The organism is Actinoplanes sp. L3-i22 (assembly GCF_019704555.1).
Classification (GTDB): domain Bacteria; phylum Actinomycetota; class Actinomycetes; order Mycobacteriales; family Micromonosporaceae; genus Actinoplanes.
The window spans coordinates 4,007,319-4,022,982 of record NZ_AP024745.1 but is presented as its reverse complement, the minus strand read 5'-3'; the positions used below and the strand labels follow the sequence as shown (position 1 = coordinate 4,022,982).

At 73.8% G+C, this 15,664-nt stretch carries 8 protein-coding genes (1 of these 8 running past the window's edge); all 8 read right to left on the bottom strand.

The annotated features are described in order from the left end of the window. Positions 1 to 3: 3 nt before the first annotated feature. Tightly spaced (each overlapping or abutting the next), the 8 genes in view from L3i22_RS17660 to L3i22_RS17625 form a layout consistent with a single transcriptional unit that may run on beyond the window. Complete coding sequence (locus L3i22_RS17660; RefSeq protein WP_221328060.1) at positions 4 to 1,515, bottom strand: (2,3-dihydroxybenzoyl)adenylate synthase; 1,512 nt, start codon at positions 1,513 to 1,515, stop codon at positions 4 to 6. Continuing rightward, a complete protein-coding gene (locus L3i22_RS17655; protein ID WP_221328059.1) occupies positions 1,505 to 2,680 on the bottom strand; it encodes an isochorismate synthase in 1,176 nt (391 codons plus the stop codon). The genes L3i22_RS17660 and L3i22_RS17655 overlap by 11 nt, the downstream gene beginning before the upstream one ends. After that, the gene (locus tag L3i22_RS17650) at positions 2,677 to 3,984 is read right to left on the bottom strand and encodes a cation:proton antiporter (protein ID WP_221328058.1); all 1,308 of its coding nucleotides are present in this window, start codon (positions 3,982 to 3,984) and stop codon (positions 2,677 to 2,679) included. Before L3i22_RS17650 ends, L3i22_RS17655 begins: the two co-directional genes overlap by 4 nt. After that, the gene (locus L3i22_RS17645) at positions 3,977 to 4,768 is read right to left on the bottom strand and encodes a siderophore-interacting protein (protein WP_221328057.1); all 792 of its coding nucleotides are present in this window, start codon (positions 4,766 to 4,768) and stop codon (positions 3,977 to 3,979) included. Before L3i22_RS17645 ends, L3i22_RS17650 begins: the two co-directional genes overlap by 8 nt. Next, complete coding sequence (locus tag L3i22_RS17640; protein WP_221328056.1) at positions 4,765 to 5,574, bottom strand: alpha/beta fold hydrolase; 810 nt, start codon at positions 5,572 to 5,574, stop codon at positions 4,765 to 4,767. Before L3i22_RS17640 ends, L3i22_RS17645 begins: the two co-directional genes overlap by 4 nt. Continuing rightward, on the bottom strand, positions 5,565 to 7,277 hold the full coding sequence (locus L3i22_RS17635; RefSeq protein ID WP_221328055.1) for an ABC transporter ATP-binding protein: 1,713 nt from the start codon (positions 7,275 to 7,277) through the stop codon (positions 5,565 to 5,567). The genes L3i22_RS17640 and L3i22_RS17635 overlap by 10 nt, the downstream gene beginning before the upstream one ends. Next, positions 7,270 to 8,895, bottom strand: coding sequence for an ABC transporter ATP-binding protein (locus L3i22_RS17630; protein WP_221328054.1), 1,626 nt, complete (start codon positions 8,893 to 8,895; stop codon positions 7,270 to 7,272). The genes L3i22_RS17635 and L3i22_RS17630 overlap by 8 nt, the downstream gene beginning before the upstream one ends. Further along, positions 8,892 to 15,664: the 3' portion of a non-ribosomal peptide synthetase gene (locus L3i22_RS17625; RefSeq protein WP_221328053.1), read on the bottom strand. It continues 5,695 nt past the right edge of the window; 6,773 of the gene's 12,468 nt are visible here — the last part of the coding sequence; its start codon lies off the right edge, out of view; the stop codon is at positions 8,892 to 8,894. The genes L3i22_RS17630 and L3i22_RS17625 overlap by 4 nt, the downstream gene beginning before the upstream one ends.

Here is a 15,664-nt window from a genome sequence, read left to right as displayed (position 1 = left end):
GACTCAGCGGGCACTGGCACGCAACGCCGCGCGCAGCTCGCGCCGGCTGACCTTGCCGACGCCGGTGACGGGAAACGTGTCGAGCACCCGGACCCGGTCCGGGATCTTGTACTCGGCCAGGCCGCGGTCGCGCAGGTAGGCGCGGACCTCGGCAAGCTTCGGGGCGGTCGCCCCGGTCCTGGGCACGACGAACGCGCAGGTGCGCTCGCCGAGGTACACATCGGGCACCGCGACGACCGCGACGTCGTGCACCGCCGGGTGGGTGAGCAGGTGGTTCTCCACCTCCTCGGCGGCGATCTTCTCGCCGCCACGGTTGATCTGGTCCTTGGCCCGGCCCTCGACGACCAGGTAGCCGCCGTCGACCCGGCGCACCAGATCGCCGGTGCGGTAGAAGCCGTCCTCGGTGAACGCGGTCTTGTTGTGCTCTTCCGCGTGCCAGTAACCCCGGATGGTGTACGGACCCCGGGTCAGCAGATGCCCCACGGTCCCGTCCGGCACGGGCCGATCGTCGTCGTCGACGATCAGCACCTCGTCGTCGGGCGAGATCGGCCGCCCCTGGGTGTGCAGCACGATCTCGTCCGGGTCGTCCAGCCGGGTGTAGTTGACCAGGCCCTCGGCCATCCCGAAGACCTGCTGCAACTGGCAGCCGAGCACCGGCCGCACCCGCTCGGCGACGGTGTCGGCGAGTTTGGCGCCGCCCACCTGCAGCACTTCCAGGCTGGACAGATCGGACGCCAGCGAACTGCCCTCCAGCCACAGGTGCGCCAGCGGCGGCACGACCGCGGTGATCGTGACCCGCTCCCGCTCGATCAGCGGGAACACCGTCGCCGGGTCCGGCCGGGGCGACAGCACGACCCGGCCGCCGGCGTGGAAGACGCCGAGCACGCCCGGCGAGGACATGGTGAAGTTGTGCGCGACCGGCAGCACCGCCAGGTAGACGCTGTCCTCGGTCAGGCCGCAGATGGTGGCGCTCTCCCGGACGCTGTAGAGGTAGTCGTCGTGGGTGCGCGGGATCAGCTTCGGCAGGCCGGTGCTGCCGCCGGAGAGCTGCAGGAATGCCAGGTCCGAGGGCTGCGGGCCGGGCGGCAGGGTGGCCGGGTCGCCGTCGATGCCGGCCAGCTCGCCGATCAGGATCACCTTGGCGTCACCGGCCGCGGCGGCCAGCTCGGCGTGCTCGGTGATGAACGCGACCGCGGAGGTGTGCGAACAGAAGTAGCCGATCTCCGAGCTGCGGTGGGCCGGGAGGGCGAAGACCGGCAGGGCGCCGAGCCGGAACAGCGCGAAGATCACCTCGAAGTACTCGGTGACGTTCGGCAGTTGGACCACGACACGGTCTCCCGGCCGTACCCCCCATTGATGGAACCCGGCGGCAAGCCGCAGAGATCTCGCCCGGAGCTGCCGATAGGTGAGCGCGCCCACGGCGATCCGGTCAGAATCGGACAGCAGCTCGAAGAGCGTCTGGCCGGTCCAGTAGCCGAGCTTGCGGTAGCGCTCGGCGAAGTCGTCAGGCCACATCGGCGTTCTCCACTCCCAGCGCGGTGAGCATGGTGCCGAGCTTGGCGGTGGTCTCGGCGAGCTCGGCCCGCGGATCCGAGTCGCCGACCACGCCGGCGCCCGCGTAGATGTCCAGGCCCTCGGGCGAGGCGGTCGCGCAGCGGATGGTGACCGCCCACTCGCCGTCGCCGGACGCGTCCACCCAGCCGACCATCCCGGTGTAGAAGCCCCGGTCGAACTCCTCCAGCCGGCCGATCGCGGCGCGCGCGGCCGGGGTCGGCGTGCCGCAGACCGCCGGCGTCGGGTGCAGCGCGGTCGCCAGTTCCAGCGCGGAGACCGCCGGGTCGGCGATCTCCCCGGTGACCAGCGTGGACAGGTGCCACATGGTGGCCGTCGCGACCAGCGACGGCTCGGCCGGCACGTCCAGGTCCGTGCAGTAGGTGCGCAGCACCGAGGCCACCTGCTCGCTGACCACGGCGTGCTCGTGGCGGTCCTTGGCCGAGGCGAGCAGCGCCGCGGCCCGGCGCCGGTCCTCGGCCGGGTCCGCGCTGCGGGCCGCCGAACCGGCCAGCGGATTGGCGGTCACGGTCCGCCCGTGCCGGGCCACCAGCAGCTCCGGACTGGCCCCGAAGAGCGTGCGCCCAGCGCCCAGGTCGACGGCGAAGGTGTAGCCGCCCGGGTCCCGGCCGGCCAGCGCGCGGACCACCGGCGCCGGATCGAAACCGGTCACCTCGGCGTGCAGCGAACGGGCCAGCACGACCTTGGTGTACTGCCCGGCCCGGATCTCGGCGACCGCCCGGGCCACCGACGCGCGGTAGCCCTCCGGCGTCGGCACCGGCCGCAGCCCGGCGATGCCGAGCGCCGACCGCCGATGATCAGCGGCCACCGGGGCGCCACCGCGGCGCAGCCGCTGCGGAACGATCAGGCGGGCGTCGGCGCCCGGGGCGAACGGCACGGCGCCGACCACGGTCCGCACCTCGTGCCCGGCCGCCTCGGCCACGCCGAGCACCGCCTCGACCCGGCGGGCCAGGTCGGCGTGGCCGTCCGGACGGCCGGACGGCGGCACCGCGAACCAGGTGCCCTCGGCGAGCAGCGTGCCCCGCGGCGACGCGAACAGCGAGGACTCCCCGGGCTGGTAGCCGGCGAGCAGCTCGGCGCCGGTGGTGGCGGTGGAGACGGCGGTCATCGGCGCACCGCCGTTCCGGCCAGCACGAGCTCACGGTCCCGCTCGTCGGGGGTCGGTTCGATCCGGGACATGGCCAGGCGCAGGATCGGCGGGCCCATCACCGAGGTGACCACGGCGATCAGCACCACGATCGTGTACGTCGCGATGGTCAGCACGCCCAGCCGCAGGCCGGTGGTGGCGACCACCACCTCGACGACGCCGCGCGCGTTCATCCCGGCGCCGAGCGCGATCCCCTCCCAGTGCGAGAGGCGGCTGGCCCGGGCGCCGAGGTACGCCCCGGCGAACTTGCCGACGATCGCCACCAGCAGCAGGGCGAACCCGGCGAGCAGCACCTTCGGGTCGGCCAGCGCGGTCAGGTCCATCCGTAGGCCGGCGGTGGCCATGAAGATCGGCGCGAGCACGCTGAGCACCACGGTGCGCAGCGGCGTGAGGTCCCGCCAGAGGATGCCCTCGTCGTCGCGGGCCTGGCCGATCAGGATGCCGGCGATGAAGGCGCCGAACATCGCCTCCATCCTCATCGACTGCGTCACGGCCGCGCCGAGCAGCATCACCACCACGGCGACGGTGACCCGCGGGCCGCCGTGCACGCGCCGCATCACCCAGCGCACGGCCGGGCGGCCGAGCAGGAACGCGGCGGCGACGAACAGGACCAGGTACAGCACCGACATCGAGACGGTGCCGGCGCGTACCCCGGTGGTGGCCGCGGCCGAGACCACCGACAGCAGGAACCAGCCGACGGCGTCGTCGACCGTGCCGGCCGCCAGGGTCAGCTGGCCGATGTCGCGGTGCAGCAGACCCATGTCGGCCAGGATCTTGGCGATCACCGGGATCGCCGTGACGCACATCGCGACGCCCAGGAACAGCGCGAACACGCCGCGGTCGCTGCCGTCGGCGAGCAGCGCGGCGGGCACCAGGAAGCCGGCGCCGATGCCGAGCGCGAGCGGCAGCAGCAGCCCGGCGAGGCTGACCTTGAGCCCGGTCGAGCCGCGTTTGCGCAGCATCCGCCCGTCGAGCTGGATGCCGGTGACGCCGACCAGCAGCAGCACGCCGATCTGGCCGACCGCGTCGACCAGGTGCAACTGGTCCGCGTCGTTCGGCAGCACCCAGGAGAACAGCTCCGGGGTCAGCGCGCCGAGCAGCGAGGGCCCGAGCAGGACCCCGGTGAGCAGCTCACCGACCAGCGCGGGCAGCCCGATCCGGACCGCGAGCCGGCCCAGCGCGAACGCGATCAGCAGCAGCAGCGACACCTGCAGCAGGAAGACCAGCAGCACGTGCGGGTCCAGGCCGGGCAGTGACTCACTCATTCTCGTCCTCGTGGTGGTCCAGGTTCACGACGCCGCGCTTCCAGTAGCCGTCGATCTCGGTCCAGTCCCGGTTCAGGCCCCGCGACCGGATGTGCCGGCGGATCGGCTTGAGCCCGGTGGCCTCGCCGGCGACCCAGACGTAGCCGTCGCCGGTGGGCAGCTCGGCCGCGAGGATCGCCGCCTGCAGGGACTGCCCGCGGTCGCGGTGCAGCCAGGTCGCCGGCCGGGCCAGCGGCTGCTGCTCGGCGGCGTCGGCGACCTCGGCGAAGGCGAGCACGGTCGCGCCGGCCGGCAGCTGCTCCAGCCAGGCGCCCAGGGCCGGCAGCGCGGTCTCGTCGGCGCCGAGCAGGTACCAGTCGAAGGTCAGCGGGACCACCGTCGAGCCGCGCGGCCCGAGGATGCCGACCCGGTCGCCGGGCTGCGCCTTCGCCGCCCAGGACCCGCCCGGGCCGTGCCCGTGCAGCGCGAAGTCGATGTCGAGTTCGCGCTGCTCGGGCCGCAGGTAGCGGATCGTGTAGTCGCGGAACGTCGGCAGCGGCGAGCCGGGCGGCGGCGGCTCCAGGCCGTCCTCGCCGAGCGTCGGCATCACCGGCAGCTCGGCGCCCGGCTCCGGGAAGAACACCTTGACGTGGTCGTCCGGCGCGCCGTAGCGGAACCCGTCGAGCTGCTCGCCGCCGAGGGTGACGCGCAGCATGCGCGGGCTGACCGCCTCGGTGCGGACCACCTCGAGCAGCCTGGGGGTCAGGTCGTGCCAGACCAGTTCGACCTCGCGGGCGGTGATCATGATTTCTCCTCTGTCAGGAACCGGATGAGCTCGGCGTTGACCGGCTCGGGCTGCTCCAGATAGCCGTAGTGACCGGCGTCGGGGATCTCCGCGTACCGGGCACCGGGGATGGCCGCCGCGACGGCGCGATTACCGCGGGCGGGGGCGATCAGGTCGTCGGCGAAGCCGAGGACAAGACAAGGAACAGAGATTTCGGCGTACGCCGTGAACCGGTCCACTTCCGACTCGGCCTCCAGCCGGCTGGCCTCGCCGTCCGGCTCCCCCGGCACCGGCAGCCGGAAGATGTCCAGCCAGTCCTGCGCGACCCGGTCGTCGGCGAGCGTCCGCGGCGACAGGTTGAGCATCGCCCGCACCGCGCCCAGGTACTCCTCCGGCAGCTTCGCCCCGCTCTCGCGCAGCGCCCGCTCCCCCGCGGTCAGCGCGCTCAGGAACGCGCTCGGCCTGCCGAACGTCGCCATCAGCACCGCCCGGTCGACCAGCTCGGGCCGGCGCAGGCACAGCTCGGCGGCGACCCGCGCGCCCATCGACGAGCCGGCCACCCGGCACGGCCCGAGTCCGAGCCGCTCGATCAGCCCGGCCGCGTCCGCGACCAGGTCCGGCATGGTCACCACCGGCGGGGTGTCCGACGGCGCGATCCCCCGGGTGTCGAACGTGACCACCCGGAAACCGGCCTTGACCAGGGCCGGGACCTGGTGCAGGTGCCAGGTGCGGCCGCGGGCGCCGGTGCCGGCCAGCAACAGCACCGCCGGGCCGGCGCCACGTTCGTCGTAGTTCAGGCGGACCCCGCCGATATCGATCAGGGGCATGGTTCCTCGTCTTTCTCCGGGCCGGGAGTTGCCAGGCGACCGGCGTGCAGTCGCACCACCCGGGGCAGGCGGGCGATGGTGGCGGGGCGGTGGGCGATGACCAGGACCGTGCGGCCGTCCCGGAGCCGGGCCAGGGCCTGCTCGATCCGCTCGGCGGTGCCCGGGTCGAGGTCGGCGGTGGCCTCGTCGAGGATCAGCACCTCGGGGTCGGTCATCGCGGCCCGGATCAGGCCGACCAGCTGCCGTTCCCCGGCCGAGAAGCGCTCGCCGCGCCGGCCCAGGTCGGTGTCGAAGCCGGCCGGCAGCGCGTCGATCCAGCCGGCCAGCCCCAGCGCGCCGGCGGCCGCGGCGAAGTCGTCGTGGGTCTTGCCGCCCGGGGTCAGGGCCAGGTTGTCGGCGAGCGTGCCGGCGATCATGTGCACCTGCTGCGGGATCAGGACCAGGCGTTGGCGCAGGTCGGCCGCGTCCAGGTCGGCCAGGTCGACGCCGCCGAGCCGGACCGTGCCGGAGTCCGGCAGGTAGAGGCCGCAGAGCAGCTTGGCCAGGGTGGTCTTGCCGGAGCCGGTCTCGCCGGCCAGGCCGACGTGCTCGCCGGGCGCGAAGTGGACGGTGACGCCGTGCAGGACCGGTTCCCCGGCGGCGTAGCTGTAGGTGACCCGGTCGGCCGACAGACCGCGTGCATCCGATTTATCAGCCTTGATCAGCGTGGAAACCGGCCGGGTCGCCTCCAGCAGATCCAGCAGGCGCGCGAGCCCGACCCGGGTCTCCAGCAGCTCCCCGACCACCAGGGTCAGATCGTCGACCGAACTGAACAGATCCCGGCTGGCCAGCACGAACGTGACCACCACACCGACCGTGACGTGCCCGTTCGCGGCGAGGATCCCACCGGCGACCAGCAGCGCCGCGCTGGTGAACCCCTGCACCACCCAGGTGGCGTCGATCCAGGTCGCCGCCCCCTGCGCGGCCCGGGCCCGCCGGTAGTACCCCTCGGTGTCCCCGCGCAGCCGGGCCAGCCACGTCCCGGTCGCCCCGTCGATCTGCAGCTGCTCCCGGGCCAGCAGGCTCTCCGAGAACGTCGCGGTCAGCGTCGAGCGGGCCGCGGCCTCGGCCGGGTAGGCGCGCTCGGCGGCCCGCCGCACGATCCGGGCCAACAGCCACATCGGCGGCGCGAACACCAGCACCAGCAGCAGGAACAGCTGCCAGGACGAGGTGAGCAGGACGACCGTGGCGAACACCACGTACCCGGCGAGCGAGATCAGGTCGGGCAGCTGCCCGCGGACGAAGGTGGCCAGCTCGGCGATCTCGACGGTCGCCCGTTGCAGCAGGTCACCGCCGCGATGCGCCTCCAGGAACCGCAACGGTGTCCCGCCGAGCCGCTCCACCACCAGGTCGCGCAGGTCGTGCACGACCCGCTCGCCGGCCCGGGTCAGCAGCAGCTCCGACCACCGCAGCAGGACCGTGCGGGCGACAACCAGGATCAAGACCATTGCGGCGTACGCGATAAGCCCTTGCCGGTTTTTGTCCAGCACCGCGTCGACCGCCCGGCCGACGGCCACCGGCACCAGCGTCAGCGCCAGGGTGGCCAGCAGATTCACCGCGACCGCACCGGCCATCGCGGCCCGGTGCCGGCGCAGGTGCGGCCAGAACCGGCGCAGCACGTGCCGCTGGTCGGGCTCCTCGGTCAGCATCCGTACGTCAGCCATGGACCAGCTCCCCGTCGTGCACGCCCAGGTGGATGACCCGGTCGGCGCGCGCGGCGACCGCCGGGCGCGAGGTGGCGAAGACGACCGTGCACCCCTGCGCACGGAGGCCGTCGAGGATGCGTTGCTCGGTGCCGGCGTCGACGGCCGAGGTCACGTCGTCGAGCAGCAGCACCCGGGCGTCGCGCAGCAGGCCGCGGGCGAGCGCGAGCCGCTGCGCCTGGCCACCGGAGACGCCCGCGCCGCGTTCGCCGAGCTCGGTGCCGAACCCGGCGGGCAGCGACTCGACGTGCGCGAGGATCGCGGCGTGCCGGCAGGCCTCGCGGATCCGCTCGTCGGTGACCCCGGGCCGGCCCAGCCGCAGGTTGTCGGCGATCGTCCCGGACAGCAGCAGCGGCCGCTGCCCGACCAGGGTGACCGCGCCGCGCAGCTGGTCCAGGTCCAGTTCGCGCAGGTCGGTCCCGCCGAGCGTGACCGCGCCGGTGGCCGGGTCGGCGAGCCGGGCGAGCAGCCGCAGCAGCGTGGACTTGCCGCTGCCGACCGGCCCCATCACCGCGACGAACTCGCCGGGCGCGACGGCGAGGTCCGGCAGCGCGAAGCCGTCGCGCACGGTGATCCCGGCGGTCCGCAACGACCCCTCGGGCACCGGCTTCGGATCCGCCGGGGCGACCAGCTCCGGGGACGCTTCGAGGACCTCGGCGATCCGGCCGGCCGCCGTCCACGCGTCGCCGAACTGGCTGAACCGCAGCGTCAGCATCATCACCTGCCGGCCGAGCAGCGCCATCCAGCCGGCGAAGACGGTCAGGCCGCCGACCGAGAGCCGCCCGTCGAGCACCGCGAGACCACCGACGGCGACCCCGGCCGCGGTCGCCAGCCAGGGGACGAACGGGGCGTGCGCCGACCAGCCGGCCGCGACCCGGGCCACCGCCAGGGTGCGGTCCCGGACGGTCCGGCTGGCCGCGTGGTGCCGCTCGATCAGCACCGCCTCGCCGCCCAGGCCACGGACCGCGGTGCTGGCCGAGAGCAGGTCCTCGACGGCATCGGCGCGGGCGCCGTGCGCGGCGGAGAGCTGCTCGTTGGCCCGCTCGTAGCGGCGCGGGTACCAGAGGTTGACCAGCACCAGCAGCGGCAGCGCGGCCAGCCCGATCACCGCGAGCAGCGGGTCCAGCGTGGCGATCAGGACCAGCACGGTGATCATCCCGAGCACTCCGCTGGCCAGCGACGGCACCGTGGACAGCCAGACGGTGACCTGCTCGGCGTCGCGGGTGCCGCGGACCACCAGGTCACCGGAGCTGAACCGGTGCGCGGTCGCGGCGTCCCAGCCGAGCACCCGCCCGGCCAGGCGCAGCAGCAGCGCGTTGCCGGTGCGGACCCCGGCGAGCGTCGACCACCAGCGCATCGCCCACTCGGCGCCGGTCAGCGCGACCGAGACGGCCAGGGTGGCGCCGGCCCACAGCAGCAGGGCCGGCCGGTCGCCGGTGCGGACCGCGTCGACGCCGTGGCCCATCGCCCACGGCAGGGCGAGCAGCCCACCCTGGTAGCCGAGCCCGCCGATCCACGACGCGAGCAATCCGGCCCGGGACTGCCGGGCCGCCCAGCTCAGCAGCTCACCGCGGGTCACCGGGTCACCTCCGCCAGCGCGGCCACGGTCGGCGTCGACACCAGGTCGCGCAACCGCAGGTCCACGCCGGCCGTCCGGGCCCGGCTGACCAGGCGCATCGCGGCGATGCTGTCGCCGCCCAGGTCGAAGAAGCTGTCCTGCGCGCCGACCGCGTCGAGGCCCAGCACCTCGGCGAACAGGGCGGCGATCCGCTCCTCGGCCGGGCCCTCGGGGGCGCGACCGGTGAGCGCGAACGACGGCTTGGGCAGGGCGGCCCGGTCGAGCTTGCCGTTGACGGTCAGCGGCAGCGCGTCCAGCGCGACGACCGCGGCCGGGACCAGGTAGGCCGGGAGCCGACCGGCGGCCCACGCCCGCAGCTGGGCGGGATCAAGAGCGGTCACGGCGTACGCCACCAACCGCCCCCCGTCGGCGATCACCACGGCCTGCCCCACCTCCGGGTGCTCGCTGAGAACGGTGCCGACCTCGCCCAGCTCGACCCGGTGCCCACGGATCTTGACCTGGTCGTCTGTGCGCCCGAGATAGTCGACCCGCCCGTCCGCGGTCCACCGGACCACGTCGCCGGTGCGGTACATCCGCTGCCCCGGCGACCAGGGGTCGGCGACGAACCGGGTCGCGGTCAGCGCCGGTTGCCGCAGGTAGCCGTAGGCCACCCCGGCGCCGCCGAGATACAGCTCGCCGGCCACCCCGGGCGGCACCGGCCGCAGCCGGGCGTCCAGGATGTACAGCGCGGTGTTGGCGACCGGCCGGCCGATCAGCGCGCGCGGCACCTCCTTGACCCGCTGCACGAGCGCGTCGACGGTGCACTCGGTCGGGCCGTAGAAGTTGTACGACTCGGTCTCCGGCAGCGCCGCCATCGCCGCCCACAACTGATCAGGAACGGCCTCGCCGCCGACCCCGAGCACGGCCAGCCCGGCCGCGTCGAAACCGGACGCGACGAGCTGGTCCAGGTGCGAGGGCGCGACCTCGATCATGTCGATGCCGTTGTCGCGCAGCAGCGCCGCCAGCAGGTCCGGGTCCTTGCGCGGCTCGTCGGTGACCAGGTGCAGCTCGTCGCCGCCGAGCAGGGCGAGCAGCGGTTGCCAGGAGGCGTCGAACGCGAACGACCAGTTGTGGGCGATCCGCATCGGACGGCCCAGTCGTTCCGCGGCCGGGCCGAGGATGCGGTGATGATGGCTGGCGAACAGGTTGACCACGGTCCGATGCGGGACCAGCACGCCCTTGGGCCGCCCCGTGGAGCCGGACGTGTAGATCACGTAGGCGGGCTGGTCGGGGCTGATCGCCGGCAGCGTGCCGCCGTTCCGTATATTTCCGATATTTGCTTTTATTGTTGGCGTCTCTGGGAGGAGATTTGCAGTTTCGTCCACCACGATCGTGACCACTGGCCGCGCGTCCTCGATCATCGCCGCGATGCGTGCCGGGGGATATTCCGGATCGATCGGCAGATAGGCGGCGCCGGACATCATCGCCGCGAGGATCGCCGGCACGATCTGCTCCCCGCGCGGCAACACCAGCGCCACGATCCGCCCGGGCCCGGCCCCCCGCTCCCGAAGATCAAGAGCAAGGCCTTCGGCCCTTTCCACCAATTCGGCGTACGTCCATTTCCGGTCACCGACCACAAGCGCCGTCGCCCCGGGCGTCCGCTCGGCCCAGCCCCGCACCAGCCCCGGCAGCGTCGCCGCGGGCACCGGCACCGCCCCCGCGTTCCAGTCCACGAGCATCCGCCGCCGCTCCCCCGCGGTCAGCGCGTCGGCCCGGTCCACCGCCCGCGCCGGATCCGCGGCCACCTCGCCGGCCAGCGCCACCAGCCGGTCCAGCAGCAGCCGCGCGGTCGCCTCGTCGAAGCGCGACGGCTGATACTCCAGGGCCAGGTGCAGCCCGTCGTCCTCCGCCGCGACCAGTGTCAACGGGTAGTGCGTGGCGTCCCGGCTCTCGACCCCGGCCAGCTTCACGCCGGCCGCGCGCTGGCTGTCGTCGAGCCGGTCGGCGTCCACCGGGTAGCTCTCGAACACCACGAGCGTGTCGAACAGCTCGCCGATCCCGGCCAACTGCTGGATCGCGGCCAGCCCGAGATGCTCGTGCGGCAGCAGGACGGCCTGCTCGTGCTGCAACCGGGCGAGGAAGTCGCGCCAGGTCTCGCCGGGCAGAAGCCGTACCCTGATCGGAAGGGTGTTGATGAAAAGCCCGATCGTCTCCTCGACCCCGGCCAGCTCCGCCGGCCGCCCCGCCACGGTCGCGCCGAACACCACGTCGGCCCGCCCGGTGAGCCGCCCCAGCAGCACCGCCCACAATGCCCGGACCAGCGTGTTCGGCGTGATGCCGAGACCGCGCGCCAGCTCGGCCGCGGCCGTCGGCAGCCGATCGGTGACCTCGGCCGGCAACCCGGCGCGGCCACCGGGGGCCACCAGGGTGGGCTCGGCGAGTCCAGCCAGCGACCGCCGCCACGCCTCGCGTGCCGCCTCGGCGTCGGCCTGCCCCAGCCAGGCGAGAAAGTCCCGGTAGGCGCGGCTCGGCGTGGGCTGATTCCCGGCGTACGCGGTGAACAGCTCCCGCGCGATAAGCGGCCCGGACCAGCCGTCGACCAGCAGGTGATGCTGGGTCAACACCAGGCGGTACTCGGCCTCGCCCAGCCGCAGCAGCAGGAACCGCAGCAGCGGCGCGCGCTCCAGGTCGAAAGGCGCTTCACGCTGCTCGTCGGCGAGCCGGTCGGCCTCGTCCCCGCTGACCTCCCGGTAGTCCCACACCGGGTCCAACTCGGCCGGAATGACCTGCACCGGAGTCCCCGCGGCGGTGGTGGTGAACGCGGCGCGCAGGTTCGGGTGCCGGCGCAGCAGCGCCCTCGCGGCGGCCCGCAGGCGCTCCGGGTTCACGTCGCCGTCCAGGTCGAGGCGCTGCTGCACGGTGTAGACGTCGGTGCCGTCCAGCGCGTGCAGGTAGAAGAGGCCCTCCTGCAGCGGTGTCAGCGGCAGCACGTCGACCAGCCCGGGGTAGCGCCCGGCGAGTTCGTCAAGGTCATCCTGGGATGCCGGCGCGAGCACGTCGGACGGGGTGAGCCCGCCTGGCCCGGGGCGTTCGGCCAGCGCGATCAGCGCGGCGGTCCAGCGGTCCAGCAGCTCCCGCACGGCCGCCTCGCCGAGCACCCGCCGCGGATAGGCGACGGAGAGCAGCAGCTCGCCGCCCTGCACGGAGGCCTCGATGTTCAGCACGTGCCGCGCGGCGATGTCATCCCCGGCGTCGCCCCGGAGCCCGTCGTCACCCCGGAGCCCGGCGTCACCCCGGAGCCCGGCGTCGCCGCGCAGCCCGTCGTCGCCGCCCTCGCCAATCCGGCCGCGGCCGCCCTCACCGATCCGGCCGAGGTAGTTGAACAGGACCACCGGCTGGGGCAGCGGCGCGAGGCGCTCGGCCGTCGCGGGGTTCAGATGCCGCAGCAGGCCGTAGCCGATCCCGGCGTCCGGCGCCGCGCGCAGCATCTCCTTGACCCGCTTGAGCAGGGTGACCGGATCAGCCTCGCGGCCCAGTGCCGAGCCGGCGCTCCCCCGGCCGACCTCACGGCCCGGCGCGGAGCCGGCGCTCTCCCAGCCGGCCTCACGGCCCGGCGCCGAGTCGGCGCTCTCCCAGCCGGCCTCGCGGCCTGGCGCCGCGGCGACGTTTTCCCAGCTCGCGGCCGGTCCAGCCCCGGTCGATCCGGCCCCGCCCCCCGCCGAGCAGGACCCACCCTCCCAGGGGGATCCTCCACCAACCATTGTCCCAGAATTCGCCGGCGTCCGCGGGGCGCCCTGTGGATGAGTCTCTGCTGTGGACAACTCCGGAAGGGCCTTCTGACCAGCGTAAAATCGCACGGGATGGGAGGTGGTGAACCAGCCGACGGTGCGGGACAGGTCCGCGCCGGGGAGCAGATGCTCTTCGCGGCCGTGGCCTTCGAGTTCGATCAGCAGGTCGTCGTCGACAGCCGCGGTGAGCGCCGACAGGAGCACGTCCTGGACGTTCGCGCGGTAGGCAGCCGGGATCGACGTGAGCAGCGGGGCGGTCTGCTCGACGCCGAGACGCACGGTTACCTGGTCGAGCGTTCCGAGCGTGTCGACGGCCGGGTCGAGCACGACGTCGCCCAGGTAGGCGGTCGGCCCGCCGAGGACCTCGAGCCAGTGGTCGAGTTCCCCGGAGCGCTCCGTGGCGAGTTGTTGCAGGGCGAGGGCCCAGGTGCGGAACGGGGTACCCGCCGGGCCGGGATCGCCGCCGGACAGGTCGCTGATCAGGATCGGCCACGAGACCGCATCGACCGCCAGGTGGTGGATCTCCAGGAGGACCTGGTCGCCGCGGAGTTCGGCGCGGAGCATGCGCCCGGCCGCCGGGTCGAGCGGACCGCTGTCGATCAGATCCTCGGCGCGGACCGTGCCGGGCGCGGGCACGTGCAGGCCGTCGCCGGTCCACCGCGCACGGAGCACGTCGTGGCGGTCCAGCAGCGCCTGCAGTCGCTCGACCAGCCCGGCACCGGCCAGCCCGGCACCGGTCGGCCCGGCACCGGTCGGCCCGGCACCGGTCGGCTCGGCTTCCGCGGGCACGGCTCCGGCCGGCACCGGGCCGGCCGGCACGAGTCCGGCCGGCAGCAGCATCGACTGGCTCAGCTTCGGGTCGGTGACGGCGAGGTCGCGCATGATCGGGGTGGCTGGGATGATGCCCCAGCCCTCGGTGGCGTCCTGGGCGACCGCGGGGGCCAGCGGGGTCGCGGCCTGGGCGAGAGCTTCGACGGTCGGGTGGGTGAAGACGTCGCGGGCGGTCAGCTGCCAGCCGGCCGCACGGGCGCGGGCGGTCAGTTGCAGGGCCAGGATGCTGTCGCCGCCGAGGGAGAAGAAGCTGTCGCGGATGCCGGCTCGGGGCAGGCCGAGTACGGCGGCTACCAGGGTGGCGAAGTACTCCTCGGTGGGGTTGCGGGGGTGGTCGTCGCCGGCTCGGGCGGCGAAGTCCGGGGCGGGGAGGCGGCGGCGGTCGAGTTTGCCGTTCGGGCTCAGCGGCAGCTCGTCGAGGGTGACGAACGCGGCCGGGACCAGGTGCTCGGGCAGGGTCACCGCGAGCAGCGCCGCCGGGTCGAGAGCAACGGCCGGGGTGCGGCCGGCAACCGGGCCAGGCGCAACGGCCGGATTGCGATCGGCAGGCGGATCGAGAGTGGGCACCGGGGAGGCGGACGGGGCTGCGGGGGCGGGGGCGGTCGGGGTGCCGACCAGGTAGGCGACCAAGCGCGTGGCCGGGCCGTCCTCGCGGGCGACCACGGCGGCGGCGGTGATGCCGGGGAGGGCCAGGAGGGCGGCTTCGATCTCGCCGGGTTCGACTCGTAGGCCGCGGATCTTTACCTGGTCGTCGGTGCGGCCGGCGTACTCGACTGTGCCGTCGGGGCGCTGGCGGGCCAGGTCGCCGGTGCGGTAGAGGCGGCTGCCGGGGGTGCCGAACGGGTCGGCGACGAAGCGGGACGCGGTCAGGGACGGGCGGTTCAGGTAGCCGCGGGCCAGCTGGACGCCGCCCAGGTACAGCTCGCCGGTGATGCCGGGTGGGACCGGGCGCAGCCATGGGTCCAGGACATACACCTGGGTGTTCCAGACCGGGCAGCCGATCGGGACCGGGCCGGGGGCCGTGGTGTCGACCCGGTGGTAGGTGACGTCCACGGCGGCCTCGGTGGGGCCGTAGAGGTTGTGCAGCTCGACGCCGGGCAACAGCTCGCGGAAGAGTTCCGCCAGGTCAGCCGGGAGCGCTTCGCCGGAACAGATCACCCGCCGCAGCCCGCCGGCTCCCGCGACCTCGGCCGATTCGGCGGCCACGGCAGAGCGTGCGGCTGCCTGGACTGCCAGCCCGCCCGAGGATGCGGCTGCCTGGACTGCCGGCCTGCCCGAGGATGCGGAGGGGGTCACGGCGGCGATTGCGGATGGGTCGGCGAGGAAGGCTCGGAGCATCGAGGGGACGAAGTGGATGGTGGAGATCTGCTCGGTGGCGATCAACGTGGCCAGGTAGGACGGGTCCCGGTGGCCGTCGGGGCGGGCTACGACCAGCGTGGCGCCGGTGATCAAGGGCCAGAAGAACTCCCAGACCGAGACGTCGAAGCCGGCCGGGGTTTTCTGCAGGACGCGTTCACCGGGCTGGAGACGGTACTCGTGCTGCATCCACAGCAAGCGGTTGACGATCGAGCGGTGAGAGACGATCGCGCCCTTGGGCCTACCGGTGGAGCCGGAGGTGTAGATGACGTAGGCGGCGGCATCGGCCGGCACGTCCACGGCCGGGATGGGCTCGTGGTTGCCGGGATCGGCTGAGGTCAGCAGGATCGTGGCGCCGGAATCCGTCAGCAGGTAGTCGTTGCGGTCCTTCGGGTGCGACGGGTCGATCGGCAGGTAGGCCGCTCCGGCGCGCTGGACCGCGTAGAGCGCGACGACCAGGTCCAGCGAGCGCGGGATGCCGACGGCCACCACGTCACCCGGGCGGACGCCGTCCGTGACCAGCTTCGCGGCGAGGCGGCCCGCTCGGTCGTCCAGTTCCGCGTAGGTGAGGCTGCTTCCCTCGTACACAAGCGCGGTTTTGTTGGGGTTGATCTTGATGGCCTCGGCGAAGAGCCTGGGCAGGGTGGCGGCCGGGATGGGGTGTGCGGTTTCGGACATCAGCGCGGGGGCCGGGAGGGCTCGGCCGACCGGGCGATCCGGGGTGGCGGCCAGCTCGGCCAGCAGGGCGCCGAAGCGATCGAGGATCTCCTCGGCGGTCTCCGCGGAAAAAACATCCTTTCGGTACGCGAGGCCGA